Below are 24,890 nucleotides of genomic sequence, written 5' to 3'. Positions count from 1 at the left end.
AGGTCCCGGTCCTGACAAGGGCTTGACGCCCGTCCGGGCACACTGAATCAAGGGGATGCACAGGCAGGAGGTACGGGCATGGCCGACGAAGCGTCGCGCGACGAGTGGGACGGGGCAGTCCTCGACGAGGACTTCATACGTTCCGCGGAGACGTCGGAGCCGTCGGCCCGTGCCCGTATGCTCGCGGCCCGCTGGCGCGCGGAGGAACCGGAGCCGCAGCCGTGGCGCTCCGACGAGCCGCCCGCGGGCTGGTTCTTCAGCAAGGTGCGTCGGCGCAGGTGGCGGCGGTAGGACACGGAAATTCGGTGGCGTCCAACTCGCCGTACGGGCACAGTGGTTGTGTCCACGACGCCGGACGGACCGAGACCGGCGCCACGTTCTGGGAGAGGAGCGGGGCGATGTCCATGCACGACAGTACGTCCAGCTCCCGACAGGGCAGCCCGCGGCGGACTCCGGTGTAGTTACCCCACCGTCGAGGCCGCCCCTCACGGGGAGCTGCCCGGGGCGGCCGCTTCGAGCACGCGATGTCGCTCTCGCGTGGGCCGCCTTCCCAACCAGGGCGGACGGGTGGCTGCGCAGCCTGGTGCAACGAGATGCCGCTGCGCCCACCCGTGCCGCCTGGGGGTCCTCCCGGGCCCTAGAGGCACTGTGGGGGCACGACTTGCCCGCAGCTACGTGCGTCAGCCGTTCAGCAGACGCTCCAGCACCACCGCGATCCCGTCCTCCTCGTTCGAGGACGTCACCTCGTCGGCCACCTCGCGGAGCGACTCGTGCGCGTTGGCCATCGCCACCCCCCGCGCCGACCACGTGAACATCGGGATGTCGTTCGGCATGTCGCCGAAGGCGAGCGTGTCCGCCGCCTTCAGGCCCAGGCGGCGGGCCGCCAGAGAAAGGCCCGTCGCCTTGGACAGGCCCAGGGGGAGCAGTTCCACGATGCCCTCGCCCGCCATGGCCACCGTGACGAAGCCGCCCGCCGCACGCCGGGCAGCCTCCGCCAGCTCGTCGTCCGACAGCTCCGGGTGCTGTATGTAGATCTTGTTCAGCGGCGCGGACCAGAGATCCGCCGCGTCCGTGAACGGCGTCGACGGCAGCTGCCCGGTCACCGCGTACCCCGGCCCGACCAGCACCTCGCCGTCCAGCCCGTCCCGGCTCGCCGCCAGGAACAGCGGGCCGACCTCCGCCTCGATCTTCGCCAGGGCCACCCCCGCCAGCTGACGGTCCAGCGTCACGGACGTCAGCAGCCGGTGCTCCCCGGCGTCGTACACCTGCGCCCCCTGGCCGCACACCGCGAGCCCCCGGTAGCCGAGGTCGTCGAGGATGTGCCGGGTCCAGGGCACGGCACGGCCCGTGACGACGATGTGCGCGGCGCCCGCCGCGGTCACCGCGGCGAGCGCGTCACGGGTGCGCTGCGAGACCGACTCGTCCGAACGCAGGAGCGTCCCGTCGAGGTCGGTCGCTATCAGCCGATAGGGGAGGCCGACGCTCACTTGGCGACCGGCTCCAGGACCTCCCGGCCGCCCAGGTACGGACGCAGCACCTCGGGCACGCGCACCGAACCGTCGGCCAGCTGGTGGTTCTCCAGGATCGCCACGATCGTGCGCGGTACGGCGCACAGCGTGCCGTTCAGCGTCGCCAGCGGCTTGACCTGCTTGCCGTCACGCACCCGGATCGAGAGGCGGCGGGACTGGAACTCGGTGCAGTCCGAGGTCGACGTCAGCTCGCGGTACTTGCCCTGGGTCGGGATCCACGCCTCGCAGTCGAACTTGCGGGCCGCCGAGGCACCCAGGTCACCGGTCGCCACGTCGATCACGCGGAACGGCAGCTCCAGCGACGTCAGCCAGTCCTTCTCCCATTGCAGCAGACGCCGGTGCTCGTTCTCCGAGTCCTCGGGAGCGACGTACGAGAACATCTCGACCTTGTCGAACTGGTGCACACGGAAGATGCCCCGGGTGTCCTTGCCGTGCGAGCCGGCCTCGCGGCGGAAGCAGGGCGAGAAGCCCGCGTAACGCAGCGGGAGGCGGTCCGCGTCGATGATCTCGTCCATGTGGTACGCGGCCAGCGGCACCTCGGACGTGCCGACCAGGTACAGGTCGTCCTTGTCGAGGTGGTAGACGTCCTGGGCCGCCTGGCCGAGGAAGCCGGTGCCCGCCATCGACTGGGGGCGCACCAGCGCCGGCGTCAGCATCGGCGTGAAGCCGGCCGCCGTCGCCTGGGCGATCGCCGCGTTCACCAGGGCCAGCTCCAGCAGGGCGCCGACACCGGTGAGGAAGTAGAAACGGGAGCCGGAGACCTTCGCGCCACGCTCGACGTCGATCGCGCCGAGGAGCTGACCCAGCTCCAGGTGGTCCTTGGGCTCGAAGCCCTCGGCACCGAAGTCGCGGATCGTGCCGTGCTCCTCCAGCGTGACGAAGTCCTCCTCGCCGCCGACGGGCACGTCGGGGTGGACGAGGTTGCCGAGCTGGAGCAACAGCTCCTGGGTCTCGGAGTCGGCGGCGTCACGCTCGGCGTCGGCTGCCTTGACGTCGGCCTTGAGCTGTTCGGCACGCTTCAGCAGCTCGGCCTTCTCCTCGGCCGAGGCCTTGGGGATCAGCTTGCCGAGCTGCTTCTGCTCGGCACGGAGCTCGTCGAAGCGGACGCCGGACGACCTGCGCCGCTCGTCGGCAGAGAGGAGGGAGTCGACGAGCGCGACGTCCTCTCCACGGGCGCGCTGGGACGCGCGCACACGGTCGGGGTCCTCACGGAGCAGACGAAGGTCAATCACGTGCTCAAGGCTACCGGTGTGCGGTTCCGGCTCACGACCCAGTATTCCGGACTACGGCTTACGTACCGCTATGACGTAATTGCGTAAGGTGTCAATAAACATCGTCTCACTCCCTGGAAGGGGGCACCCGCGAGGCGGTGGCTTGACTGGAATCCCTTGTGCGGCGCGGGATTTGGCTGCGGAGTTGTCCACAGGAATCCACACCCCCGATGAGTTATCCACAGGCTGTGTGGAAGATCTGTGGACATTGGAATTGATCATTCCGTGAGCGTCGCCCGGATCGAAGAATTCCCTGTACAAACCGGGTCGACACCCACTTTTGGGTGGAAGGGGGTTGCTCCAAAAGATGAACCATGGGAAACGAGTGGACGAAGGGTGACTCGCGGGACGATGGCCCCGTGCGGGGCCTCCAGGGCGATTTGTCGACTGAATAGCGGCCCCCTGTCGACTTGTCCCCAGGTCGAGAAGCCACCCTGTGGATAACTTCTGTGGATAACGAAGATAGGGAGGTAGGACCGGCCGACAGACAGGCCGTAAGCAGTCGGCAGACAGGTCGGAAGCAGCCGGAAGCAGGCGGCAGCCGCGGGAACCGCCTAGAACCGGCCGTCCTGGCAGCGGGCCACCCAGTCGGCCGCCGACACGAACTCCTCGTCCGAGGTGCCCGGCAGCGTGGGCCTGACCTCGTCCGGGCCGATGCCCGCGCGCGGATACGAGCCGAGGTAGCGCACCTGCAGACAGATCCGCTTCAGCCCCATCAGCGCCTCCGACATCCGGCGGTCGGAGATATGGCCCTCGGCGTCGATGCAGAAGCAGTAGTTGCCGATGCCGGCGCCGGTCGGCCGGGACTGCAGCAGCATCAGGTTGATACCGCGGGTGGCGAACTCGCCGAGCAGATCGCGCAGCCCACCAGGGTGGTCGTCGCGCTGCCACAGCACCACGGAGGTCTTGTCGGCCCCGGTCGGGGCCGCAGGCCGGGCGGGACGGCCGACCAGCACGAACCGGGTCTGCGCGTTCTCCGCGTCGTGGATCCCGGTCTCGAGCGGGACGAGGCCGTACCGGGCGGCGGCGAACTCGCCCGCGAAGGCGGCGTCGTACCGGCCCTCCTGGACCAGCCGGGCACCGTCCGCGTTCGAGGCGGCCGACTCCCAGACCGCGTCCGGGAGGTTGGCCTTGAGCCAGTTGCGGACCTGCGGCTGGGCGGCCGGGTGCGCGGTGACCGTCTTGACGTCGGACAGTGCGGTGCCGGGCCGCACCAGCAGCGCGAAGGTGATCGACAGCAGCACCTCGCGGTAGATCATCAGCGGGGCGCCGGCGACCAGCTCGTCCAGGGTGGTGGTGATGCCGCCCTCGACGGAGTTCTCGATGGGCACGAACGCGGCCTCGGCCTCGCCCGTGCGCACCGCGTCGAGCGCTGACTGCACGGACACGTACGGGATCAGCTCCCGGGTGGCCGCCTCGGGAAGCGTGCGCAGGGCGACTTCGGTGAAGGTGCCCTCGGGGCCGAGATAGGCATAGCTCGCTGGCATGTCCTCACCCTAATGGCCGCGGGGAAACGCGGCTGATGTGTTGCACGACAGCCTCCTCCCGTGAGTGAACCTGGGCTGCTTCAGCCCTCCAGCAGCTGCTGGCCCACGTACCCTCCCCGCGCCGCCCCGCCCGGCACCGCGAACAGCCCGCTGGCCTCGTGCCGGATGAACTGCGACAGCGCGTCACCGCGGTCGAGCTTGCGCTGCACCGGCACGAAGCCGCGCAGCGGGTCCGCCTGCCAGCAGACGAACAGGAGCCCCGCGTCGGGCGTCCCGTCGGGGTCGAAACCGTCGTGGTACGAGAACGGGCGCCGCAGCATGGCCGCGCCCCCGTTCTGGTCGGGCCGCGTGATCCGGGCGTGCGCGTTGACCGGGACGGCAAAGTTGCCCTGCGCGTCGGCCTTCTCCAGGTCCATCTCGGTCGTCTCGGTGCCCCCGGACAGCGGCGCACCGTCGGACTTGCGGCGCCCGATGACGTCCTCCTGGGCCTCGGAGGACAGCTTCTCCCAGTCGTCCAGGAGCATGCGGATCCGGCGGACGACGACGTAGGAGCCGTTCGCCATCCAGCCCGGGTCGGTCGAGCCGGACGCCGGCACGAAGATCCGCTTGTCGAAGTCGGAGTCCGTCGGCTTCGGGTTGCGGGTGCCGTCTATCTGGCCCATCAGATTGCGGGCCGTCGTGGGGTGGGCGGTGGCGCCCGGGGCGCGGTTGAAGCCGTTCATCTGCCAGCGGACACGGGCCGCCGCGCCCGCGTCCTTCTGGATCGCGCGCAGGGCGTGGAAGGCGACCAGGGCGTCGTCGGCGCCGATCTGCACCCACAGATCGCCGTCGCTGCGGGCCTTGTCGAGCCGGTCGGAGGAGAAGTCGGGCAGCGGGTCGAGGGCGGCCGGGCGCTGCTTGTCCAGGCCGGTCCTGCCGAAGAAGCTGTGGCCGAAGCCGAAGGTGATCGTCAGCGAGGAGGGTCCGGCGTCACGCGCCACGTCCGTGTCGTCGTGCGGGGCCGGTTCGCCCGCCATCAGCCGCTCGGCCGTCTGCGACCAGCGGCGCAGCAGCGCGGCGGCCTCCTTGCGGCCGGCGCCCGCAGCCAGGTCGAAGGCGGCGAGATGGCCGCGCGCCTGGAGGCCCTCGGTGATGCCGGGCTGATGTTTCCCGTGAAACATCGTGCGGCCGGCGCCGACCGAGGTCAGCGGGGTGGCCTGGGCGGGCGCGGCGGCGTACCCCATGGCACCGCCCGCGGCGCCGAGCACGAGCCCGGTGGCACCGGCGGTGCCGAGCAGGGTGCGCCGGGACAGACCCGCCCTCGAGTTTTCGGAGGCGGTGTCCGCGGGGGTGATCACGTCGGAAGGGGTGGACTGGTCAGCCATGGTGCGGTTCAGCCGATCTGCGCGTTCTTGGAGACGGTCGCCTGGTCGATGTCGGAGGTCCGCACGGTCACGGCGATCTTCCAGTCGCCGGCCATGGGGATCTGCACCCCGCTCGCCGCCCAGTGCCCGGTGGTGATGTGGTCGGGGGTGACGGGAAGGGGCCCGATCTTCTTGGCGTCCAGGGTGAAGGCAACCTTCACCTCGGGGATGTCGAAGGCCTGGCCGCCCGGTCGTTGCACGTAGAGGTGCATGTCGTTGCCGCCCACGCGCGCGGGGTCGATGTCGAGCCGTACGACGCCCTTGCCGTCCTTGCCGCCCGTGTCGAACGCCATGTCCAGGGTCAGCGCCCCGGACGAGGACGACGCCGGGGACGAAGAGGACGCGGAGGTGGCGGCCGCGGCCTCCTGCTCGGTGCGTCCCGGCTCGGTCTGGGTGAGCACCGTGGTGACGGCGAGCAGGACGACGGCGACGCCCGCCTCCGCGAGCACCGAGCGGCGCAGACCGAAGCGGTTCGGGTCGTCGTCGCGCAGCCGCTTCTGCCGGGCGGCGTCCACGGCGGCCTGCTGCCGGGCGAGCTGCGCGGCCCGCTGGGAGCTGCCGGCCGCGGCCTTGACGTGTTCCTTCTCGGGCTGTTCCGCATCTGCGGCAGCGGCTGCCGGGTCCGCGAGCCGTGCCGTCCAGCGCCGGGAGATCCAGGCGATGCCGACGAGCAGCAGGACGAGCCCGATCTTGACGAGGAGGAGCTGTCCGTAGCGGGTGTCGGTGAACGCCGACCAGGAGCCCAGCTGACGCCAGGACTGGTAGACGCCGGTGGCGACCAGAGCGAGCACCGAGCCGAAGGCGACGCGGGAGAAGCGGCGTACGGCCGTCGACTCGACGGGGGTCTCGGCGGGAGCCCGGTACAGGGCCACGAGGAGGGCGACGAGGCCGCCCAGCCAAGTGGCCACCGCCAGCAGGTGGACCACGTCGACCGGCATGGCGATGCCGGGCTGGAGCCCGGTCGAGGCGTGTTCGGCCATCGCCCAGCTCGCCGCGAGCCCGGCGGCCACCACGGTCCCGCCGATCGCGAGCCCGAACGTCAGGTCGCGCTTCTCGTCGTCGTCCCGTTTGTCGTAGGCCCCGAACAGGACGGCGATGAACAGCGCGGCGGCGGCGAGCAGCAGCAGCCGGGAGACCAGCGCGGCGCCGGTCTTGGTCTGCAGTACCTGGCTGAGCAGTTCCAGGTCGAAGATGTCGCCGACCTTGCCGGATCCGCTGTAGGAGCCGCGCAGGAGCAGCAGCCAGAGGGTGGCCGCCGTGAGTGCGACCCAGCCGGCGCCCACGAGCCGCTGCACGGCCCGCACTCCGGAGCCGCGCCGCCAGCAGGCGAGGACGAAGGCCGCGCCGCCGACCAGCACGATGTAGCCGGCGTACGACACGTAGCGCCCGAACCCGTAGAGCCAGCCGACGACTCCGCCGCCCGCCGTCTGCCCGTCGACCGAGACGCTGGTCTTCGAGGGGGCCCCGACGGAGAAGGTGTAGGCGCCGGCGACGGGGTGGCTGTCGGCGGAGACGACCTGGTACGTGACGGTGTAGGTGCCGTCGACGAGGCCGGCGTGGAGCCGCACGGCGTATGTCGTCCCGCTCACGTTGGCCGGTTTGCCGGTGTCGACCCGCTTGCCCTTCGGGTCGAGGACGCGCAGTGAGGTGTCGTTCATGGCGACCTTCTCGGAGAAGGTCAGCGACACCTCGGTGGGTGCCTTGTCGACCACCACCCCCTGTGCGGGGTCGCTGCCGGTCAGCGCGGCGTGCGCGGAGGCGGGCCCGGCACCGGCCAGCAGCGTGCCGGTGACGGCGAGCAGCAGCAGTACCAGGGTGCGCAGGCGGGGGGCGATGGTCCGCGTCACGGTGGTCCCTCCCTCAGTGTCCGGTCGACGGGGTGTACGTGGCCGACTTGACCGGCATCTCGACGGTGACGGCACCGGACTTGGCGAATTCGAGCTTCACCGTGACCATGTCACCCTGCTTCGGCTTGCGCTTCAGCTTCTCGAACATCAGATGGTTGCCACCGCTCTTGAACACGAGTTGACCGTGTGCGGGCACGGCGAAGGAGCTGACCTGCTCCATGGCCCCGCCGACGGTGTCGTGCATGGTGACCGAGCCCGCGGCGTCGCTGCTGACGGAGGTCAACTCGTCCTGGGTGGAGCCCTTGTTGACGATCGTCAGGAACCCGGCGGCCAGGTCGGCGGAGACGGGCTGGGGCATGTAGGAGGAGCTGACGGACACCTCGGCCTTCGTGTCGCCGGAGCCGCCGCAGCCCGCGAGGGCGAGCGCGCCGGCTATCACGGCCGCCGGGACGGCGAGCCGCTTCACGGGTTCGCCCCCTTGATGATCTTGGGCAGGTCCTTGGCGAAGTCGTCGACGGTGGCGTCCTCGCCGTAGAGGAGGTAGCCCTCGTCGCTCTTCGGGGAGAACGCGACGACCTGGGTGCCGTGGACGGAGACGAGCTTGCCGTTCTTGTCCTTCGTGGTCGGCTCGATGGAGATGCCGAGGGTGCGGGCGCCGGCCTGGATCGTGGAGAAGTCGCCGGTGAGGCCGATGAACTGCGGGTCGATGCCCTTGAGCCACTTGCCGAGTTCGGTGGGGGTGTCGCGGTCCGGGTCGGTGGTGACGAACACGATCCGCAGCGCGTCCTGTTCGGCCTTGGGCAGCGCCTTCTTGGCGACCGCGATGTTGTTCATCGTCAGTGGGCAGATGTCGGGGCAGTGCGTGTAGCCGAAGTAGACCAGCGTCGGGCGGCCTGCGGTCTCCTTGCGGAGGTCGTACTTGACGCCGTGGGTGTCGGTGAGGACCAGGTCAGGCTTCTCGAACGGCTGGTCGAGGAGGGTCGCGGCCTTGGCCGAGCCGGACTCCTCGGAGACCACGGCGATCGGTGACTTGTCGTCGCCGCCGTTGCCGCAGGCGGAGAGGGTCAGGGTGGCGGCGGCGAGCAGCGCGGCCGCGGCGAACGTCTTCTTGCGCATAGAAAAATGTCCCAGATGTGAGAATCCCGGGGCGCACCGGGGTCGTACGCGGGATGTCGCACGACCCCGGTGCGCGGAGCGGGCCTTACGGGTGTCAGGCGGCGGACCGCCGGCGGCCGGCGAAGACGCCGTACGCGACGCCGGCCGCGCCGACGACGATGCCCGCCACGCCGAGCACGCGCGCGGTGGTGTCACTGCTCGAGGAGTCGGTCGTGTCCGACGGGGCGGCGGCCGTCTTCTCGGTCGTGTCGGAGGCCTCGTCGGCCGACGATCCGTGGTGCCCGTCGTCCTCGGCGGCCGACAGCTGGAGCACCGGGGCCGGGTTCTCCGGCTCGTCCTGGCCCTTCTGCGGCACCTCGATCCAGCGCACGACGTCGTTGTCGGAGTACGTCTGCAGCGCCTTGAAGACGAGCTGGTCGGTGTCCTCGGGCAGCGCGCCGATGGACAGCGGGAACTTCTGGAAGAAGCCGGGCTCGATGCCCTTGCCGTCGGCGGTCCAGGTGACCTTGGTGACGGCCTCGTCGATCTTCTCGCCGTGCACCTCGAGGGGCTTGGCGAGCCGGGACTTGGTGACCTTGACGGTCCAGCCGTCGACGGGCTGCGCCAGCACCGAGGCCAGCGGGTGGTCGGTGGGGAGGGTGACCTCGAGCTTCGTGGTCGAGGCGTCGTCGCGCTCGTTGGGGACCTTGAAGTCGACGACCGCGTAACCGCCCTTGGCCGCGGTGCCCTCGGGCTGCACGGAGACGTGCGCGAAGGCGGGCGCGGACAGGACGAGGACGGCCGAACCTGCGACGGCAGCGGCGGCCGCGATACGAGAAGCCTTCATGGCAGGGAGCACTCCACTCTGAGTGAGTTCCGGTGAAAGGTGACAAGGGGCACGCGTGTCGGTCACCCGCGCGTACCGCGCCGCACGACGGCGGCCGGCCCCTGTCCCGTACCGGGCTCAGCGGTGGTCGCGTCGCGTCAGGCGGCGAGGGCGAGCGCGGCGGCGGGCGGGCCGCGCCGGATCACCGTGTGCTGGAGTGCGGTGGTGTGCGGGGCGGGCGGTTCGTCCGTGCCGGTACGGCGTGGGCGCGGGCCGGCCTCGGGGGCGGCGGGAAGTCCGGCGCACAGGGCGCGTGCCAGCGCGAGTGCCGCGCGCAGGGACCGTACGAGCGCCCCCTCCGCAACCCCGTGCGCCGACAGCTCGATCAGCCGTAGCAGGGCGAGGTCCCCGCGCCGCAGCAGCCAGCCGGCGGCGATGCCCGCAAGGACGTGAGCGAGGAGCATCGGCAGGGACGGCAGGAGCGACGCCGTGGAGACGGTGGCGTTCCCGGAGTGCTCCGGCACGGTGTTCATGTCCGTGCCGGACCCGCCGAGCAAGTGGGCGTCGGACAGAAGCCGGTGGGCGTGGGCCGGGCTGATCGCCGCCGCGCCCGTCCCGCAGACGAGCCGCGCGGCCCGTTCGACGAGCATGGCGTCGCTCATCCCGCCCATGGAGTCCATGCCCTTCATGGACCCGGGCGTCATCGCCCCGGACGACATGCCGTGCCGGCCCAGCCCGAACAGCGTGTGCAGCACGGTCTGGCCGACCGCGAGGAGGGCCGCGATGCCCGGCAGCGAGCGCTGCCGGCCGGCGAGCGGTGCCACGATCACCAGGCAGCCGAGGAATCCCGCGCCCAGCGTCCACAGCGGAACGGTGGCGCAGGAGGCCAGTGCGTGCCCCGCCGCGGCCAGCACGACGCAGACCGCGGCGAACACCGCGGCCCGCAGCATCCGGAGCCCGGCTCCGGAGCGCGCCGTGAGTGGGTGGGGGGCAGTCATGGCGCGGTCATCATCCCACTGGCCTCATCCGCTTCGTGCGGCAGGTCCGAAAGTGGCTCCCATACACCGGATTCTGGCCGCCCGCATCCACCGTATGGGCGGCCTCAAGCAGACGGTGTGCTTATAGAGGCGTGCGGGCGGCAATACGTAACGGTATGTCGAGCCGCGGCCAGGAGGCTGGAGCATGAGCATCTGGTGGTCACTCCATCTGCGCCGCGAGGCAGCGAGCGTCCCGCTGGCCAGGCGGCTGCTCCTGGGCACCATGGAGACCGCGGGCGTGGACCCCGACATCTCCTACGACCTCTCCGTCGCCCTCAGCGAGGCCTGCGCGAACGCGGTCGAGCACGGCGGGGGCGGCCGGGGCGGCGGCTCCTCGGAGGCGTACCGGGTCACCGCCTACCTCGACGGCGAGAAGTGCCGCATCGAAGTGACCGACTCCGGCCCGGGGTTCGTCCGCCCGTCGTCCGGCGCCTGGCCCCCGCGCGCGGACGCCGAGCACGGCCGCGGTCTGTGCCTCATCGAGGAACTCGCCGACCACGTCCAGATCGGCGCGAAGCCAGGACTTGGCGGCACGGTGGTCAGCTTCGACAAAATGCTCAAGTGGAAAAAGGACCCGTCACTGCTCACAGCATGAGCATCGAGGCCGAGACGCTGCTCGCCGGCGTGACCCTGCGGCCCGTCACAACCATCGACGCCGCCGCGCTGTGCGCCGCCTACGTCGCCAACCGGGAACACCTCCGCCCCTGGGAGCCACGCCGGCCGGAGCCCTTCTTCACGGTCGAGGGCCAGGCGGAGCGGCTCGCGGGGCTGCTGCGGCAGTTCGCCGAGGGGAGCGCGGTGCCGTGGGTGCTCGCCTCCGCCGAGGGGGAGATCGTCGGGACGATCACCCTGTCCGGGATCTCGCGGGGACCGTTCTGCAGCGCGTACCTCGGCTACTGGACCGCCGCCGACCAGCAGAACCGAGGGCTGGCGAGCGCGGCCGTGGAGCGGGTGTGCCGGATCGCTCGGGACACGGTCGGACTGCACCGGATCGAGGCGTCCACCCTCCTCGACAACACGGGTTCCCAGCGAGTCCTGGAGAAGTGCGGATTCGACCTCATCGGCACGGCGCCCCGCTATCTGCACATCGATGGGGCATGGCGCGACTGCCGCCTGTTCCAGCGCATCCTGCACGACCGGGATCCGGCGCTGTGACCCGGTGGCCACGGCGGCTTCCCGTACGGGCTGTCCGCTCAGGCGGCGTCGAGCACCTTCGCCAGGACCTCCAGCGCCTCCGGGTACACGCGCTCGCGGGGCGTTCCGTAGCCGACGACCAGCCCCTGCGGCCGTCCCTCGCCAGGCGTGTGCCAGTGGTCGCCCAGGCGGCCCACGGCGAGTCCCTCCTCGGCCGCCCGTTCCAGCACGGTCGCCTCGTCGGTGACGTCCACCAGGGCGTGCAGGCCGGCCGCGATGCCGCGTACCTGTCGGCGGGTGCCGAGGCGGTCCAGGAGCTGGTCCCTGCGGCGCCGGTAGCGCAGACGGCACGCGCGCACGTGCCGGTCGTAGGCGTGCCTGCCGATCAGTTCGGCGAGCGCCAACTGGCCGATGGACTCGGTGTGGTGGTCGCTGTGCAGCTTGGCGTCGGCGACCGCGTCGACCAGGTGCGGCGGCAGCACCATCCAGCCGAGCCGCAGCGCCGGGCCGAGCGTCTTGGAGGCGGTGCCCAGATACACCACCTGAGCCGGTGCCATCCCCTGGAGTGCGCCGACGGGCTGGCGGTCGTAGCGGAACTCCCCGTCGTAGTCGTCCTCGACGATCAGTGCTCCACGCGCGCGTGCCCAGTCGCTGAGCGCCCGCCGCCGCTCGGGGCGCAGGGTCACCCCGGTCGGGTACTGGTGGGCCGGCGTGACGACCACCGCGGCCACGTCGCCCAGCTCCTCGGCACGGGCCCCGTGTTCGTCGACGGCCACGGGCACCACGCTGCCACCGTTGCGCCGGACCACCTCACGGTGGAACGGCAGCCCCGGGTCCTCCATGGCGACCGCGGCGCCGCCCAGCACGCGTGTGAGGAGCGCGAGTCCCTGGACGTACCCGGAGGTGATGACGATCCGCTCCGGGGGCGTGATCACCCCGCGCGCCCGCCCCAGATAGCCCGACAGCGCGGTACGCAACTCGATGCGGCCGCGCGGATCGCCGTAGTCGTACGCCAGTGAGGGCGCCGTGGCGATCGCGCGCCGCAGCGCCCGCAGCCAGGCCGCCGCGGGGAACGCGCCGACGTCCGGGCTGCCGGGCCGCAGATCGAAACGCGGCGCACGCACGCCTGCGGCCGCCGCCGGCGTGTCCGCGTCGACGGACGGCAACGACGCCACCTGGGTCCCGGACCCCTGCCGCGCGGTGAGATACCCCTCGGCGACGAGCTGGTCGTAGGCGGCCTTGGCGGTGCCCCGCGACATGCCGAGTTCGACGGCGAGCCGCCGGGTGGCGGGGAGCCGGGTCCCGGGAGCGAGCCGTCCGTCGCGTACGGCGTCCCGCAGAGCCCGTTCCAGCCCGATCCGCCGCCCGTCGGCGGAGTCCGGTTCGAGATGCAGGTCGACGCCCACACCGGACCAGAAGCCGTCCATGAAAACTCCCCCAGGCACATGAATGGCCGGGCACCCCACGGGTGCCCGGCCTTCGGTCTGTCGTCAGCCCTTCAGCGACGCCATCCACCCCTCGACCTCGTCGGACTGCCGAGGCAGACCCGCCGAGAGGTTCCGGTTGCCGTCCTCGGTGACGAGAATGTCGTCCTCGATGCGGACGCCGATGCCCCGGTACTCCTCCGGCACGGTCAGGTCGTCGGCCTGGAAGTACAGACCCGGCTCGACCGTGAGCACCATCCCCGGCTCCAGCGTGCTGTCGACGTACGTCTCCACGCGTGCGGCAGCGCAGTCGTGGACGTCCATGCCGAGCATGTGGCCGGTGCCGTGCAGGGTCCAGCGGCGCTGCAGGCCCAGTTCCAGGACCCGCTCGACCGGCCCCTCGACCAGACCCCACTCGACGAGTTTCTCGGCCAGCACGCGCTGCGCGGCGTCGTGGAAGTCCCGGTACTTGGCGCCCGGCTTGACCGCTGCGATGCCGGCCTCCTGGGCCTCGTACACCGCGTCGTAGATCTTCTTCTGGATCTCGCTGTACGTGCCGTTGACCGGCAGCGTGCGCGTGACGTCGGCCGTGTACAGCGTGTGCGTCTCGACGCCCGCGTCCAGCAGGAGCAGGTCGCCGGAGCGGACGGGGCCGTCGTTGCGCACCCAGTGCAGCGTGCAGGCGTGCGGACCGGCCGCGGCGATCGTGCCGTAGCCGACGTCGTTGCCCTCCACGCGCGCGCGGAGGAAGAACGTGCCCTCGATGTAGCGCTCGCTCGTCGCCTCGGCCTTGTCGAGGACCTTCACGACGTCCTCGAAGCCGCGCACGGTCGAGTCGACGGCCTTCTGCAGCTCGCCGATCTCGAACTCGTCCTTGACCAGGCGGGCCTCGGACAGAAAGACGCGCAGTTCCTCGTCGCGCTCGGCGGTGACCTTGTCGGTCAGGGCCGCCTCGATGCCGACGTCGTAGCCGCGTACCACGCGGACCGGGCCGGTGGCCTCGCGCAGCTGGTCGGCCAGCTCGCGCACATCGGCGGCCGGCACGCCGTACAGCGCCTCGGACTCGGTGAGGGAGTGGCGGCGGCCGACCCACAGCTCGCCCTGGCCGGAGAGCCAGAACTCGCCGTTCTCGCGGTCGGAGCGCGGCAGGAGGTAGATCGTCTCCTGGTGGCCGTCGGCGGTGGGCTCGAGGACCAGGACGCCGTCCTCCGTCTGGTTGCCCGTGAGGTACGCATACTCGACCGACGAGCGGAAGGCGTACTCGGTGTCGTTCGAGCGGGTCTTCAGGTTGCCCGCCGGGATCACCAGGCGTTCGCCCGGGAAGCGGGCGGACAGCGCGGCGCGGCGGCGCGCGGCGTGCGCGGCCTGCTCGACCGGCTTCAGGTCACGCAGCTCCGTATCGGCCCAGCCGGACTTCATGTTCTCGGCGAGCTCGTCGGAAACGCCCGGGTACAGGCCGTTCTTGCGCTGCTTGATCGGCTCCTCCGACTCAGTCTCCGGGGTCTCCGGCGTGAGTTCGTCGGCCACGGTCATCCTCCTCGATACGGCACGGATGTCCCCCGAGCACTCGGCGCTCCGCTCTCCGCCCGAGCAGGGGGGACCCCCATCATCGTACGGTCGTACGGCGAGGGACCCCGGGTCGGACAGCGTGTTATGCCCCGGCATGCCGTATGTACGGGACTGCTCAGGCGTATGTGCGGTATTGCTCAGTCGAAGCGCGCAGCCAGCAGGACCACGTCATCCGGGCTGTCCGCCGCGTCGAGGCCGTCCGGCAGGACCGTGCGCAGGACGTGGTCGGCGATGGCCTCGGGGTCGTGGAGCCGGGAGCGCGGCACGCCGGCCGCGGCTGCGTGCAGCCGGGCGAAGGCGCGGTCCGTGGGGTCGCCGGTGCGGTGCAGCAGCCCGTCGGTGTAGAGCAGAACCGTCTCTCCGGCCTCCGCCTGGAACTCCACGCTCGGCGCCTCCCAGCAGGCGAGCATGCCCAGGGGCGCGGACACGGAGGTCTCCGCGAACTCGGTGCGCCGCTCGCCGAGCAGCAGCGGCGGGCTGTGTCCGGCACCGGCCAGGGTGACCTTCCGCAGCGCGGGTTCGCAATAGGCGAACAGCGCGGTCGCCGAGCGGGCGGGCTCGGTCAGCCGCAGCAGCAGTTCGAGGTCGGACAGGACGGCGACCGGGTCCTCGCCCTCCATCACCGCGTACGCCCGCAGGGACGCGCGCAGCCGGCCCATGGCGGCGACCGCGCTGGGCCCGGTGCCGGTGACCGAGCCGACGGCGAGGCCGAGCGCCGCGTCGGGCAGCGGAAGCGCGTCGTACCAGTCGCCGCCCCCGCACGGGCCGGTGCGGTGGCGGGCGGCGAGCTGCACGCCGGGCACCCGGGGCAGCCGGGACGGGAGCAGTTCGTCGGTGACGGCCGCCATTGACGCGCGTGTGCGCTCGAGTTCGACCAGCCGGGCCAGGTGCTCGGTGGTGTGGCGGACGTACAGGCCGGCGAGATGGCGCGCGCGTTCGTGCGGCTCGGCCGGCTCGTCGTACAGCCACACGGCGGCGCCCAGGCGGCCGGCGGACTCCGTGGACAGGGGGAGGGCGTAGCTGGCGGCGTAGCCGAGGCGGGCGGCGACCTCGCGGTGGCGGGGGTCGAGGCCGTCCTCGGCGAACAGGTCGGGGCGGACGATCTCGCCGTCGCCGCCGGGGAGCCCGGCGGCCGTGTCGAGAAGGCGGCCGTACGGCAGGGCGCCGCGCGGCACGGTCTCGATGTGACCGAGGTCGGCGCGGCCGAGGCCGAGGCCGATCGTGGTGGCGGGGCCGAGGCCGTCGTCGGGTTCCAGCACGACGAGACCGCGCCCGGCGCCCACGAGGGCGGCGCCGGCGCGCAGCAGTTCCTGGAGAGCGGACTCCACCGAGTCGGTGCGCACCTGGCGTTCGGTGAGTTCGTGGAGGGTGGTCAGGTCCGAGACCCAGCCGGCCAGCCGGTCCTGGAGGACGGCGCCGGGAGCGGGAGTGGTGGGTGCGGGTGTCTTGGGGACCTGAGGTGTGCCCGGGGTGGTGGGGGCGGGCGTGACAGTGTGTGCGGGAGTGGAAACGGTTGAATCGATTCCAGCCACTTTCGGAGGGTGCGGGGCGTTCATGGCGTCCGGCTTTCAGACCGGTGCGTATTGCTCAGAAGCATCGCAAACCCCCATGTGATTCTGCGCCGCTAGCAGTGTCTCCACATGTACACGCACTCGAGAGGGGATGTCCAGCATTGTCCTGCGAGGATTCCTGGTGTCCACGGGCCTCTTGGGGGTTTCGGCCGGAGCACTTGCGCGACAGCGAAGTTGGCTTGAAACTGCCTCGGGTATCGGCTCATTGCGGTCGACTGGGTTTGCTCCACGGAGCGTCACAGCGGTCGTGATGGGTACGTACTCGGTGAAGGCCAGGGGTGGTTGGGGGCCACCCGGAACCTGGCGACGGACCCGGGCGTCTTAGCCACCGACGACCGTGCCCCATCCTCCCGTGGCGGAGGCGAAGAGAAATACGCGGGACGCAAAACGCCAGACTTCGCCACCCCCACGCCGCGGCCGTGCTTTTGATAGACGCAGTAGGACGCGGACACGGCCAATGCTCGACCCCTTGGGGTTCCCCTTGCCAGGAGCAGGGGTGTGATGCGCCAACAGGTACGCACAGTGAAGTGATCGACACATGGTGTGATGTGGTCCACGGTGTTGCCAGCGGTGCAACGGAAAGGAACGAGCGCTCATGCGCGAGATCCTCGGAAGGCGACGCAGGCTCCTGTCCAGGCGGAACGACGGGAGGCCTGACCTGATCAGCGCGGCCCTGACCTTCGCGACGGAATGGCAGTGGCCCGTACTCCCGGGCGTGGCTCCGGACCCGCAAGGACGGGCGCGCTGCGCGTGTCCCGACCCGGAGTGCACGGTGCCCGGTGCGCATCCCTTCGACCCCGGCCTCCTCGCGGCCACCACCGACGAGCGCATGGTGCGCTGGTGGTGGACCCGGCGGCCGGACGCGCCCATCGTGCTGGCGACCGGCGGCACGGCACCCTGCGCGGTCAGCCTGCCTGCTCCCGCCGCCGCCCGCGCTCTCGACGCACTCGACCGCCGGGGCATGCGCCTCGGCCCGGTGATCGCCTCGCCCACCCGCTGGGCGATCCTCGTCAAGCCGTACTCCATGGAGCAGTTGGGCGACCTGCTCTACGCCAAGGACTTCGTCCCCGGCTCCCTCCGCTTTCACGGCGAGGGGGGCTATCTCGCCCTGCCGCCGTCCGAGACCGGCCAGGGCGCCATCCGCTGGGAGAGCGCGCCGCTGCCGGGTTCCGCCTCGCCCTGGGTGCCCGACGTGGAGGCCGTGGTGGACGCCGTGGTCGACGCCCTCACTCGTACGGGTGTGAGCGCGCCCGAGTTGTAAGGGTGTCGTGCGCGCGCCGAACCGGCGGCCGTGCACAGGTCGTTATCTTCCGTCACATGCTGCGAATCTCTGGGGTCGGACCCCCGGACCCCCACACGATCCGTCTGCTCGCCCTCGCGGGTCTCGCGGTGTGCGCGTTCGTGGTTCCCCTGGCCGTGGCGTCCGTGGGCTCCGTGGGTGACCCGGACCGGTCGGCCGTACGGCGTTCCGCGCAGGACACGGCGCGCGGTTCGTCGTACGACCCCTCGTACGACGACCGGAGCCGGAGCGCGTACGGCGACCAGAAATCCTCGTCCGCCGCGCCCGGCTCCACGCGGGTGCTCGGCCTGGGGCTCGCCACCGCGGCCCGCTGCGGTCCCGAACTCTCCTCACCCGACGGTGTCGAGGCACAGACCTGTGTGCTGACACAGGGCGAGGACACCTGGGCGCGTACCTACTACCGCAACTCCACGGGCCGGCCGCTGGACGCCGTGCTCAGCCTCATGGGACCGGGCCGCCACGCCGTGCGGATGCACTGCCGCGCGGGCTCCGACGACGAGCCCGCCACCTGCGAGACACCCCGGGAGCGCACCCGGGGCGACCTGGACGGGTACACGGCGGTCACGGAATTCGCTGCGCGCGGTGGCGAGGGACCGCTGCTGCTGCGCTCGGCAAGCAACACCGACTTCGGCGTCAACTCCAAAGCGTTCAAGAGGAGTTGACGGAGGGCTACGTTCCGTACAACTGCTTCGGATACGAAAAGACCCGGTTGCTGGCGACGGGGGATGCACCAGCAACCGGGCTACTGGAACGGTAACAAGAGATCGGCGGTTAGCAAATTCGATCTCGGCTATTCGGACACCGATTTGCCTGTCGCGTCGGGGACTTGTGACAGGAGTCACCTGTTTCGGCGGGTCCGGCTGCGGCTGACCGGTCGGTCGGCCGCAGCCCGTGAACCCGCTGTGCGTCAGCTGAGCGTGACCTGGCGGTTGGTCAGGCCGCCGCGTGCACGTCGCTCGTCGGAGGTGAGCGGCGCGTCCGAGGCCAGCGCCGCGGTGAGGCGCTCGGCGAATTCGGCGGCCGGCTTCTCCACGTCCTCGGCGCTCACGCCGCTCGGCAGGTCCCACACCGGCACGGTCAGACCGTGGGCGCGGAAGGAACCGACCAGGCGGGTGCCCTCGCCGAGACTCGAGCGACCGGCCGCGTGCAGACGCGCGAGAGCGTCCAGAAGGCGCTCCTCCGGGTACGGCATGACCCAGCGCAGGTGGTTCTTCTCCGGCGTCTCGCACCAGTAGGCGGCATCCACGCCGGTCAGCTTCACGGTGGGGATCGCCGCGGCGTTGGCCCGCTCCAGGGAGGCGGCCACCTCGGGCGTGGTGTTCTCCGGGTCCGGCACCCAGAACTCGAAGCCGGGGTGCACAACTGGCTCGAAGGCGCCTTCGAGGTCGAGGAGGTCCTGCAGGCGCGGACCGTCGACGGGTGCCCGGCGGCCCTCGACCGGGGTGCCAGGCTCTGCGGCGAGGGCGCGCTGGAGGGTGTCGGCGAGGTCGCGGCTGATGTCGCCGGACGCCGTGTCGTTCTGCAGGCCCAGCAGGACCGAGCCGTCGTCGCGGCGCAGGGCGGGCCAGGCCATCGGCAGCACCGTGGCGAGCGTGACCGAGGGGACGCCCTCGGGCAGACCGTCCTTCAGGGTCAGCTCGGCCGTGGCGGCGGGCACCAGTTCGCGCAGCGCCACCCAGTCGCCCTCGCCCGGCAGCCCCTCGAACGGGCGGTGCACCAACTCCGTCGCGGCGTGCGCGGCGGCGCGCCCGTGACACGCCTTGTAACGGCGGCCGCTGCCGCAGGGGCAGGGCTCACGGGCGCCGACGACCGGGATCTCTCCGTCGGTGATCTGGGGCTGCTTGGCCTTCGTCTGGGGTCGCTTCTTGGCCATCGTGGGTGTCTCCCGGTTACGGCTCGTCTGGTACGGGCGGGAGCCTAGCCGCTCCCGCTCCGACCGACGGGAACCTGTGGACGACGCGGCTGGTGGCGGACGGGAACCTGTGAGCGGCGGGGGCGTGTGCTGGGCTGGGGGTGTCGGGTGTTGCCGGCCGCCTGGGCCCTGCGTACGGCGGGTGGTCGCGACGGCCGGGAACCCGGGGGCGTACCGGCACGTGCCCGGCCGGAACCCGCGCGTGCCCGGGTCCGAACCCGTGGCCCGCCGCCCCGACCCGTCGGCCGACCCCGCCGGAAGGTGTCCGCGCGGGCCGGGACTCCGGTTCGTCCCGGAAGCCGGGCCCCGGCCGTCGCGCTGCTCTGCGGTTCGATTCAGTCCAGGTCGTCGAAGGCGGCCGCGAAGTCCAGTTCGGGGATCACCGGGATCGCGGGCGCGATGACGCGCGTGACGAAGTCCCCGCTGCGCTGCCCGGCATCCGGATCATGAACGTCCTCGTGGACGACGACCCACACCGTGACCTCGCCCTGGGTGTCGTCCCGGACACCCCAGTCATCGGCCAGCGCGGTGATGATGTTCAGCCCGCGACCGCCGTGCGCGGTGACCGACGGGGTCGCCGGAGCCGGGCGGGTCGGACCGCCCCCGTCCGTGACCTCGACGATGAGCCGTCCGTGCGGGTCCACACGCCAGGCGGCCCGGACGTCGCCGTCCCCGGCCGTCGCGTCGCCCAGTGGTCGCCCGTGTTTGCAGGCATTGCTCAATAGTTCGGAAAGGATCAGTACGGCGTCGTCGATGACCGATTCCGATACGCCACCCGTACGCAACTGATCGCGCATCCGGTGTCTTGCTTCCCCCACGCCCGCAGGGCCATGGGGTACGGCCATGCTCGACGACGTGGGCACCTCCTGTGCCACCACCAACGCCACCCCCGAGACCTCCTTTGCCCCACGCCACGGTGTGGATGCCCCATTGGCCAGAACCGGAAACCGGCCAATGCGGGTCCGGTGACGCATTCGCAACGTTCGAACACGGACCGAACGCGCCGGAGCACTCCCTGTAACGAGATGGCTGGATTTCGTTGGTGTGGTCTGCGAATGAGGGCCGTCCGAGCGGGCGATCCGGTCAAGTTACGCGAGCCGGTCCTTACGTAGTTCTTTAGGTCACAGGGGGCGCGGCCTCTTTATGCCGCGGGTGGATTTTGAGCCACGGCGTCCTTATGTCACGGCGTCCTTATGTCAGGGCAGCCGCAGCGACGCCGGCCCCCCGCTCACCGGCCCAGCTGGTCCAGCACCGCGCGCGGCCGGTTGGTGATGATCGCGTCGACGCCCAGCTCGAGACAGAGGCCGACGTCCTCCGGCTCGTTCACGGTCCACACGTGCACCTGGTGACCGGCCTGCTTCAGGCGCTCGATGAACGCCGGGTGGTTGCGCACGATCCGGATCGAGGGGCCCGCGATCCGGACACCGGCCGGCAGTCGCCCGTCGCGCAGCCGGGGCCGCAGGAACTGCATCAGGTACACGGTCGGCAGCGTCGGCGAGGCCGCCCGTACCCGGTGCAGCGACCGCGCCGAGAAGCTCATGATCCGTACCGAGGACTCGTCGGCCGAGGCGGGCACTCCCAGGCCGAACCGCTTCAGGAGCTGCAGCAGCCGTTCCTCCACCTGACCTGCCCAGCGCGTGGGGTGCTTGGTCTCGACGGCCAGCTCCACCCGCCGCCCGGCGTCCGCGATCAGCTCGAGCAGCCGCTCCAGGGTGAGCACGGAGGTGTCCGCGGAGGTCGCCGTGCGGTCCGCCGGGAGGAACTCCCAGTCCGGCTCCTCGTCCCGCCCGCGCCAGGCCTCCCGGGTCTTCCAGGAGCCGAAGTCGAGCGCGGCGAGATCCGCGAGCTCCAGGGCGGACACGGCTCCACGGCCGTTGGACGTACGGTTGACGCGTCGGTCGTGCACGCACACGAGATGCCCGTCCGCGGTCAGCCGCACGTCGCACTCGAGGGCGTCCGCGCCGTCCTCGATCGCCTTCCGGTACGCGGCGAGGGTGTGCTCGGGTGCATCCTCGGAGGCACCCCGGTGGGCGACGACCTGGATGGGGTGCTGTCGTGCGTGGGTCACCGCGTCATGGTGTCACCGTGAGGGCGTACGCGTGGCGGCACGGGCGCGTACGTGAAGCGAACGGCGGCATGAACTCTCCGGGGAATGAAACTTTTATCGGAAAAGTCCTATATAAAGGATGGCCCCGGACTCACAGCAACCGCTTATGGTGCTCTGACGGCCCGTGGGAAAAGCTGACGTCAGACAAAAGCACATGCACAGCTGCATCGCGCCGGACCGTGAACAAGCGTGAATGAGCATGACCGAGTGCGACCGAGAACAACAGCCGTGGATCGAGGAGAAATGCTGTGAGCACCGAGAACGAGGGCAACCCGGTACCCCCGGCCCCGTCCGCACCTCCCGTGCCGGTGGCATCTCCCGCTGTTTCCCCGCAGGCAGGCCCGCCCCACGGGGACGCGCCGACGACTCCGCTCCCGCCGGTGCCTCCGGGCGCCCCCGGCGCATCGGAGTACGGCGCGGCGCCCGCCGCGCACACGCCTGCGGACCCCTCCGGCACGCCCCAGGCGGCCGGCCCCGCCCCGGACGCCTCCTGGCCGCCCCCGCCCCCCGCAACGCCCTCCTACGCGGACGGCGGCGCGGGCGCGGGCAACACCGGCTGGGGCTCGTCGTACCAGCCGCCCGCCCCGAAGCCCCGCGGCGGGCGCGGCGGCCTGGTCGCCGCGGTCCTGGTGGCCGCGCTGGTCGCGGGCGGACTGGGCGGCGGTCTGGGCTACACGCTGGCCAAGAACAGCGACGACGCCGGCTCCACGACCGTCTCCGCCACCGACAGCGGCAGCGCCACCCAGGTCAAGCGCTCCCCGGGGACCATCGCTGCCGTCGCCGCCAAGTCCCTGCCCAGCACCGTCACCATCGAGGCGGAGTCCACCAGCGGCGAGGGCGGCACCGGCACCGGGTTCGTCTTCGACACCCAGGGCCACATCGTCACCAACAACCACGTGGTGGCCGATGCCGTCGACGGCGGCAGGCTGACCGCGACGTTCCCCGACGGCAAGAAGTACGACGCGGAGGTCGTCGGCCACGCCCAGGGCTACGACGTCGCCGTCATCAAGCTCAAGAACGCGCCGTCGGACCTCAAGCCGCTCGCCCTCGGCGACTCGGACAAGGTGGCGGTCGGCGACGAGACGATCGCGATCGGCGCCCCGTTCGGCCTGTCCAACACGGTGACGACCGGCATCATCAGCGCCAAGAACCGCCCGGTCGCCTCCAGCGACGGCAGCGCCTCCAGCAAGGCGTCCTACATGAGCGCCCTGCAGACCGACGCCTCCATCAACCCGGGCAACTCCGGTGGACCGCTGCTCGACGCGAGCGGCGCGGTGATCGGCATCAACTCCGCGATCCAGTCCAGCAGCAGCGGCGGCCTCGGCGGTTCCGGGCAGTCCGGCTCGATCGGCCTCGGCTTCGCCATCCCGATCAACCAGGCCAAGTACGTCGCCCAGCAGCTGATCAAGACGGGCAAGCCGGTGTACGCCAAGATCGGCGCGGTCGTCTCGCTCGAGGACAGCACGGACGGCGCGAAGATCACCGACCAGGGCCAGAGCGGCGCCGCCCCGGTCGAGGCGGGCGGCCCCGCGGCCAAGGCCGGCCTCAAGTCCGGCGACGTCATCACCAAGCTCGACGACTCGGTGATCGACTCGGGCCCCACCCTGATCGGCGAGATCTGGACCCACAAGCCCGGCGACAAGGTGACGATCACCTACAAGCGGGGTGGCCAGGAGCACACAGCCGAAGTCACCCTGGGCGCCCGGGCAGGCGACGAGCCGAACGGTTAGTCTTGTCCCCGCGCCGCTGATCAGGCAGCGCGGGGAGGCGTGCCCGAGCGGCCGAAGGGAACGGTCTTGAAAACCGTCGTGGCAGCGATGTCACCGTGGGTTCAAATCCCACCGCCTCCGCACAGGTCATAGACAGTGCAGGTCAGAAGGGGTGCCCCTCTCCAGAGCGGCACCCCTTCGGCGTGACCTTGTCTCACTCTGGCCCGCCGGTATCCCACCTCTGACCAGCTCGTGCGGCCAACCTGCGGCCAGGATCTACGACTCGTCCGGCTCGCCGTCCTGCTCCGCCAACCCCTGCTCGATCAGCGCGTTCATCCTTGCTTCCTCACCGTCCAGCACCTTGGCGTAGTACCGCTGAAGCACCGCGACGCTCTGCCCCGCGCGCCGGGCGGTCTCGGCCAGGCTCACCCCGGAACGGAGCCAGAACGACACGCACGCATGCCGCAGGTCGTACGGGATGGCGGCGAGCGGTGAGGCCACCTGCGCGGCGGTGAGCGCCTTCCGGCGAGCCTCCTTCCACACCCTGCCGTACTCCTGCGCCCGGATCGGTCCGCCCCGTACGGCGCTGAACAGGCGGCCTTCGGCTGTGGTCCCGAACGCTTCGAGGTGGGCGCGCAGGATGGCGACCAGCACAGGGGGGACAGGCACCGGTCGGACCGCGCGGCGGGCCCGGTGCTTGAGCTGCCTTTCCTCGTACGGCTTGCCGTCGTCCGTCCAGGCGGATCCAACCTGCGGCCGGGCGCCGGCGAGCATGAGTCGCCCCCACCCTTCCTCAGGGAGGTCGCATTGCTCGGCACTCAGCATGGACACCTCCTCAGGGCGCATGGCGGCGTAGTACATGCACGCGAAGAACGCGACCAGGTGAGCGCCGCGCGGACCTTGAGCACGTACCGCGTCCAGGAGCGCCCGCGCCTGTGTCGGTGTGGCGACGCTTCGCGCGTCCAGCTCTTCCACCGCCTTGGGGGTCTCCCAGTGCACGCGATGCAGAGGGTTGCCGGGCAATAGCTCATGCTCCACGGCCAGGCGAAGGCAGTTGCTCAGTACCGCACGGCGGCGCCGGAACGTGTTCGCAGCGGCAGCCTTGCCGTCCTGACGCTTTGCCAGGTGTTCCAGCACCATGCGCACGCGCTTCGCGCTGTCGAGGTCGACCACGGCAGGCGCGTTGCGCTCCACCCACGCCAACGCCTTGGCCTCCGCTTCCGGCGGTTCCTGGTCGGCGCGTCCCGGGTTGAATCCCCACTGGTAAAGCGCCCGGCGTAGGAGGTCATCCGCCGGGCGCCCCTTCCCTGCCGGGCAGAGAGCCATCGTGGCAATGGTCAGGCTTTCGGCGATGCTCGCACGGTGCTTGGCCGCCGCAGTCGGCCACTTCCGGGCGGCATGCGCGCGGGCATGGGCGTACCAGCCCGTACGGTTCCGCTCGCGCACTTCGGACACCGGGAGTCCGGTCTCGGTGTCGAACGGCTCGCCCTTGCGCGTCGCGGTTAGCAGTTCCGCGCGGCGGGCGTCGGCGAGGGTCTTGGTCGTGAACCTCTCCTGATGTTCCGTTCCATCGACCTGCCAGCGGAGTTGGAACGGAGCGGCTTTGCTCGGACGCTTCCGAACGCTCCAAATGCGCACGTCGTAGCTGTGCATTGTGCTCCTTCAAGCG

Annotated in this window: 22 protein-coding genes and 1 tRNA gene; 7 read left to right on the top strand and 16 right to left on the bottom strand. The window is 71.1% G+C overall.

Annotated elements, in window-relative coordinates:
* Window positions 1-78 precede the first annotated feature (78 nt).
* Window positions 79-291: an SGM_3592 family protein gene (locus IEZ19_RS13210; protein ID WP_189311340.1), complete on the top strand. Its 213-nt coding sequence runs from the start codon at window positions 79-81 to the stop codon at window positions 289-291.
* Window positions 292-680: 389 nt separating this feature from the next.
* Here the strand turns inward: IEZ19_RS13210 and IEZ19_RS13205 are convergent, their stop codons facing one another.
* The 9 genes from IEZ19_RS13205 to IEZ19_RS13165 form a co-directional block, all read right to left on the bottom strand.
* Entirely contained in the window at window positions 681-1,487 is an 807-nt protein-coding gene (locus IEZ19_RS13205; RefSeq protein ID WP_189311339.1) for an HAD family hydrolase, read from the bottom strand.
* Entirely contained in the window at window positions 1,484-2,761 is a 1,278-nt protein-coding gene (gene serS, locus IEZ19_RS13200) for a serine--tRNA ligase (RefSeq protein ID WP_189311338.1), read from the bottom strand. Before serS ends, IEZ19_RS13205 begins: the two co-directional genes overlap by 4 nt.
* Before the next feature lie 593 nt (window positions 2,762-3,354).
* On the bottom strand, window positions 3,355-4,287 hold the full coding sequence (pheA, locus tag IEZ19_RS13195; protein WP_189311337.1) for a prephenate dehydratase: 933 nt from the start codon (window positions 4,285-4,287) through the stop codon (window positions 3,355-3,357).
* Window positions 4,288-4,367: 80 nt separating this feature from the next.
* A complete protein-coding gene (gene efeB / locus IEZ19_RS13190) occupies window positions 4,368-5,651 on the bottom strand; it encodes an iron uptake transporter deferrochelatase/peroxidase subunit (RefSeq protein ID WP_189311336.1) in 1,284 nt (427 codons plus the stop codon).
* An 8-nt stretch (window positions 5,652-5,659) separates the two neighbouring features.
* Complete coding sequence (locus IEZ19_RS13185; RefSeq protein WP_189311335.1) at window positions 5,660-7,537, bottom strand: copper resistance CopC/CopD family protein; 1,878 nt, start codon at window positions 7,535-7,537, stop codon at window positions 5,660-5,662.
* A gap of 13 nt (window positions 7,538-7,550) precedes the next feature.
* A complete protein-coding gene (locus tag IEZ19_RS13180) occupies window positions 7,551-8,003 on the bottom strand; it encodes a copper chaperone PCu(A)C (RefSeq protein ID WP_189311334.1) in 453 nt (150 codons plus the stop codon).
* Window positions 8,000-8,653, bottom strand: a complete 654-nt coding sequence (locus tag IEZ19_RS13175; protein WP_189311333.1) for an SCO family protein — start codon at window positions 8,651-8,653, stop codon at window positions 8,000-8,002. Before IEZ19_RS13175 ends, IEZ19_RS13180 begins: the two co-directional genes overlap by 4 nt.
* A 94-nt stretch (window positions 8,654-8,747) precedes the next feature.
* The gene (locus IEZ19_RS13170) at window positions 8,748-9,479 is read right to left on the bottom strand and encodes a YcnI family copper-binding membrane protein (RefSeq protein ID WP_189311332.1); all 732 of its coding nucleotides are present in this window, start codon (window positions 9,477-9,479) and stop codon (window positions 8,748-8,750) included.
* A gap of 137 nt (window positions 9,480-9,616) precedes the next feature.
* Window positions 9,617-10,456, bottom strand: coding sequence for a hypothetical protein (locus tag IEZ19_RS13165; protein WP_189311331.1), 840 nt, complete (start codon window positions 10,454-10,456; stop codon window positions 9,617-9,619).
* A gap of 184 nt (window positions 10,457-10,640) precedes the next feature.
* Between IEZ19_RS13165 and IEZ19_RS13160 the strand changes: the two genes are divergently transcribed.
* Together IEZ19_RS13160 and IEZ19_RS13155 are read left to right on the top strand one after the other, a co-directional pair.
* Window positions 10,641-11,090: an ATP-binding protein gene (locus tag IEZ19_RS13160; RefSeq protein WP_189311330.1), complete on the top strand. Its 450-nt coding sequence runs from the start codon at window positions 10,641-10,643 to the stop codon at window positions 11,088-11,090.
* Entirely contained in the window at window positions 11,087-11,650 is a 564-nt protein-coding gene (locus IEZ19_RS13155) for a GNAT family N-acetyltransferase (RefSeq protein WP_189311329.1), read from the top strand. Before IEZ19_RS13160 ends, IEZ19_RS13155 begins: the two co-directional genes overlap by 4 nt.
* 38 nt (window positions 11,651-11,688) lie before the next feature.
* On the opposite strand, the gene pdxR is transcribed toward IEZ19_RS13155, so the two are convergent.
* The 3 genes from pdxR to IEZ19_RS13140 form a co-directional block, all read right to left on the bottom strand.
* Entirely contained in the window at window positions 11,689-13,056 is a 1,368-nt protein-coding gene (gene pdxR / locus IEZ19_RS13150) for a MocR-like pyridoxine biosynthesis transcription factor PdxR (RefSeq protein ID WP_189311328.1), read from the bottom strand.
* A gap of 63 nt (window positions 13,057-13,119) precedes the next feature.
* Window positions 13,120-14,586: an aminopeptidase P family protein gene (locus tag IEZ19_RS13145; protein ID WP_189311327.1), complete on the bottom strand. Its 1,467-nt coding sequence runs from the start codon at window positions 14,584-14,586 to the stop codon at window positions 13,120-13,122.
* 173 nt (window positions 14,587-14,759) lie between these two features.
* Window positions 14,760-16,178 (bottom strand): PP2C family protein-serine/threonine phosphatase, encoded by a 1,419-nt coding sequence (locus tag IEZ19_RS13140; protein WP_189311326.1) that lies wholly within the window; start codon window positions 16,176-16,178, stop codon window positions 14,760-14,762.
* A 610-nt stretch (window positions 16,179-16,788) separates the two neighbouring features.
* Here IEZ19_RS13140 and IEZ19_RS13135 point away from each other — a divergent pair.
* Together IEZ19_RS13135 and IEZ19_RS13130 are read left to right on the top strand one after the other, a co-directional pair.
* Window positions 16,789-17,454: a bifunctional DNA primase/polymerase gene (locus tag IEZ19_RS13135; protein WP_189311325.1), complete on the top strand. Its 666-nt coding sequence runs from the start codon at window positions 16,789-16,791 to the stop codon at window positions 17,452-17,454.
* 56 nt (window positions 17,455-17,510) lie between these two features.
* Entirely contained in the window at window positions 17,511-18,155 is a 645-nt protein-coding gene (locus IEZ19_RS13130; protein WP_189311324.1) for a hypothetical protein, read from the top strand.
* A 245-nt stretch (window positions 18,156-18,400) separates the two neighbouring features.
* Here IEZ19_RS13130 and IEZ19_RS13125 read toward each other — a convergent pair whose 3' ends face one another.
* The 3 genes from IEZ19_RS13125 to IEZ19_RS13115 all read right to left on the bottom strand — a co-directional run bounded on the left by IEZ19_RS13125 (window position 18,401) and on the right by IEZ19_RS13115 (window position 21,473).
* Window positions 18,401-19,366, bottom strand: coding sequence for a DUF5926 family protein (locus IEZ19_RS13125; protein ID WP_189311323.1), 966 nt, complete (start codon window positions 19,364-19,366; stop codon window positions 18,401-18,403).
* A gap of 374 nt (window positions 19,367-19,740) precedes the next feature.
* Window positions 19,741-20,379 (bottom strand): ATP-binding protein, encoded by a 639-nt coding sequence (locus tag IEZ19_RS13120; protein ID WP_189311322.1) that lies wholly within the window; start codon window positions 20,377-20,379, stop codon window positions 19,741-19,743.
* A gap of 254 nt (window positions 20,380-20,633) precedes the next feature.
* Window positions 20,634-21,473 (bottom strand): glycerophosphodiester phosphodiesterase, encoded by an 840-nt coding sequence (locus IEZ19_RS13115; RefSeq protein WP_189311321.1) that lies wholly within the window; start codon window positions 21,471-21,473, stop codon window positions 20,634-20,636.
* A gap of 287 nt (window positions 21,474-21,760) precedes the next feature.
* Between IEZ19_RS13115 and IEZ19_RS13110 the strand changes: the two genes are divergently transcribed.
* Entirely contained in the window at window positions 21,761-23,242 is a 1,482-nt protein-coding gene (locus IEZ19_RS13110; protein ID WP_189311320.1) for a S1C family serine protease, read from the top strand.
* Between the two features lie 33 nt (window positions 23,243-23,275).
* Window positions 23,276-23,362 (top strand) — tRNA-Ser (locus IEZ19_RS13105).
* Between the two features lie 135 nt (window positions 23,363-23,497).
* On the opposite strand, the gene IEZ19_RS13100 is transcribed toward IEZ19_RS13105, so the two are convergent.
* A complete protein-coding gene (locus tag IEZ19_RS13100; RefSeq protein ID WP_189311319.1) occupies window positions 23,498-24,874 on the bottom strand; it encodes a tyrosine-type recombinase/integrase in 1,377 nt (458 codons plus the stop codon).
* Window positions 24,875-24,890 lie beyond the last annotated feature (16 nt).

This window comes from Streptomyces brasiliensis (assembly GCF_014647875.1).
GTDB lineage: Bacteria > Actinomycetota > Actinomycetes > Streptomycetales > Streptomycetaceae > Streptomyces > Streptomyces brasiliensis.
Note: the sequence above shows the minus strand (reverse complement) of the source record. Positions and strands in the feature narration are given on the sequence as shown.

Excerpts from the sequence above, each read along its gene's own strand:
- IEZ19_RS13210 (WP_189311340.1), top strand. The coding sequence starts at position 79 with ATGGCCGACGAAGCGTCGCGCGACGAGTGGGACGGGGCAGTCCTCGAC.
- pheA (WP_189311337.1), bottom strand. The coding sequence starts at position 4,287 with ATGCCAGCGAGCTATGCCTATCTCGGCCCCGAGGGCACCTTCACCGAA.
- efeB (WP_189311336.1), bottom strand. The coding sequence starts at position 5,651 with ATGGCTGACCAGTCCACCCCTTCCGACGTGATCACCCCCGCGGACACC.
- IEZ19_RS13175 (WP_189311333.1), bottom strand. The coding sequence starts at position 8,653 with ATGCGCAAGAAGACGTTCGCCGCGGCCGCGCTGCTCGCCGCCGCCACC.
- IEZ19_RS13170 (WP_189311332.1), bottom strand. The coding sequence starts at position 9,479 with ATGAAGGCTTCTCGTATCGCGGCCGCCGCTGCCGTCGCAGGTTCGGCC.
- IEZ19_RS13165 (WP_189311331.1), bottom strand. The coding sequence starts at position 10,456 with ATGACTGCCCCCCACCCACTCACGGCGCGCTCCGGAGCCGGGCTCCGG.
- IEZ19_RS13160 (WP_189311330.1), top strand. The coding sequence starts at position 10,641 with ATGAGCATCTGGTGGTCACTCCATCTGCGCCGCGAGGCAGCGAGCGTC.
- IEZ19_RS13155 (WP_189311329.1), top strand. The coding sequence starts at position 11,087 with ATGAGCATCGAGGCCGAGACGCTGCTCGCCGGCGTGACCCTGCGGCCC.
- pdxR (WP_189311328.1), bottom strand. The coding sequence starts at position 13,056 with ATGGACGGCTTCTGGTCCGGTGTGGGCGTCGACCTGCATCTCGAACCG.
- IEZ19_RS13145 (WP_189311327.1), bottom strand. The coding sequence starts at position 14,586 with ATGACCGTGGCCGACGAACTCACGCCGGAGACCCCGGAGACTGAGTCG.
- IEZ19_RS13140 (WP_189311326.1), bottom strand. The coding sequence starts at position 16,178 with ATGAACGCCCCGCACCCTCCGAAAGTGGCTGGAATCGATTCAACCGTT.
- IEZ19_RS13135 (WP_189311325.1), top strand. The coding sequence starts at position 16,789 with ATGCGCGAGATCCTCGGAAGGCGACGCAGGCTCCTGTCCAGGCGGAAC.
- IEZ19_RS13130 (WP_189311324.1), top strand. The coding sequence starts at position 17,511 with ATGCTGCGAATCTCTGGGGTCGGACCCCCGGACCCCCACACGATCCGT.
- IEZ19_RS13125 (WP_189311323.1), bottom strand. The coding sequence starts at position 19,366 with ATGGCCAAGAAGCGACCCCAGACGAAGGCCAAGCAGCCCCAGATCACC.
- IEZ19_RS13120 (WP_189311322.1), bottom strand. The coding sequence starts at position 20,379 with ATGCGTCACCGGACCCGCATTGGCCGGTTTCCGGTTCTGGCCAATGGG.
- IEZ19_RS13100 (WP_189311319.1), bottom strand. The coding sequence starts at position 24,874 with ATGCACAGCTACGACGTGCGCATTTGGAGCGTTCGGAAGCGTCCGAGC.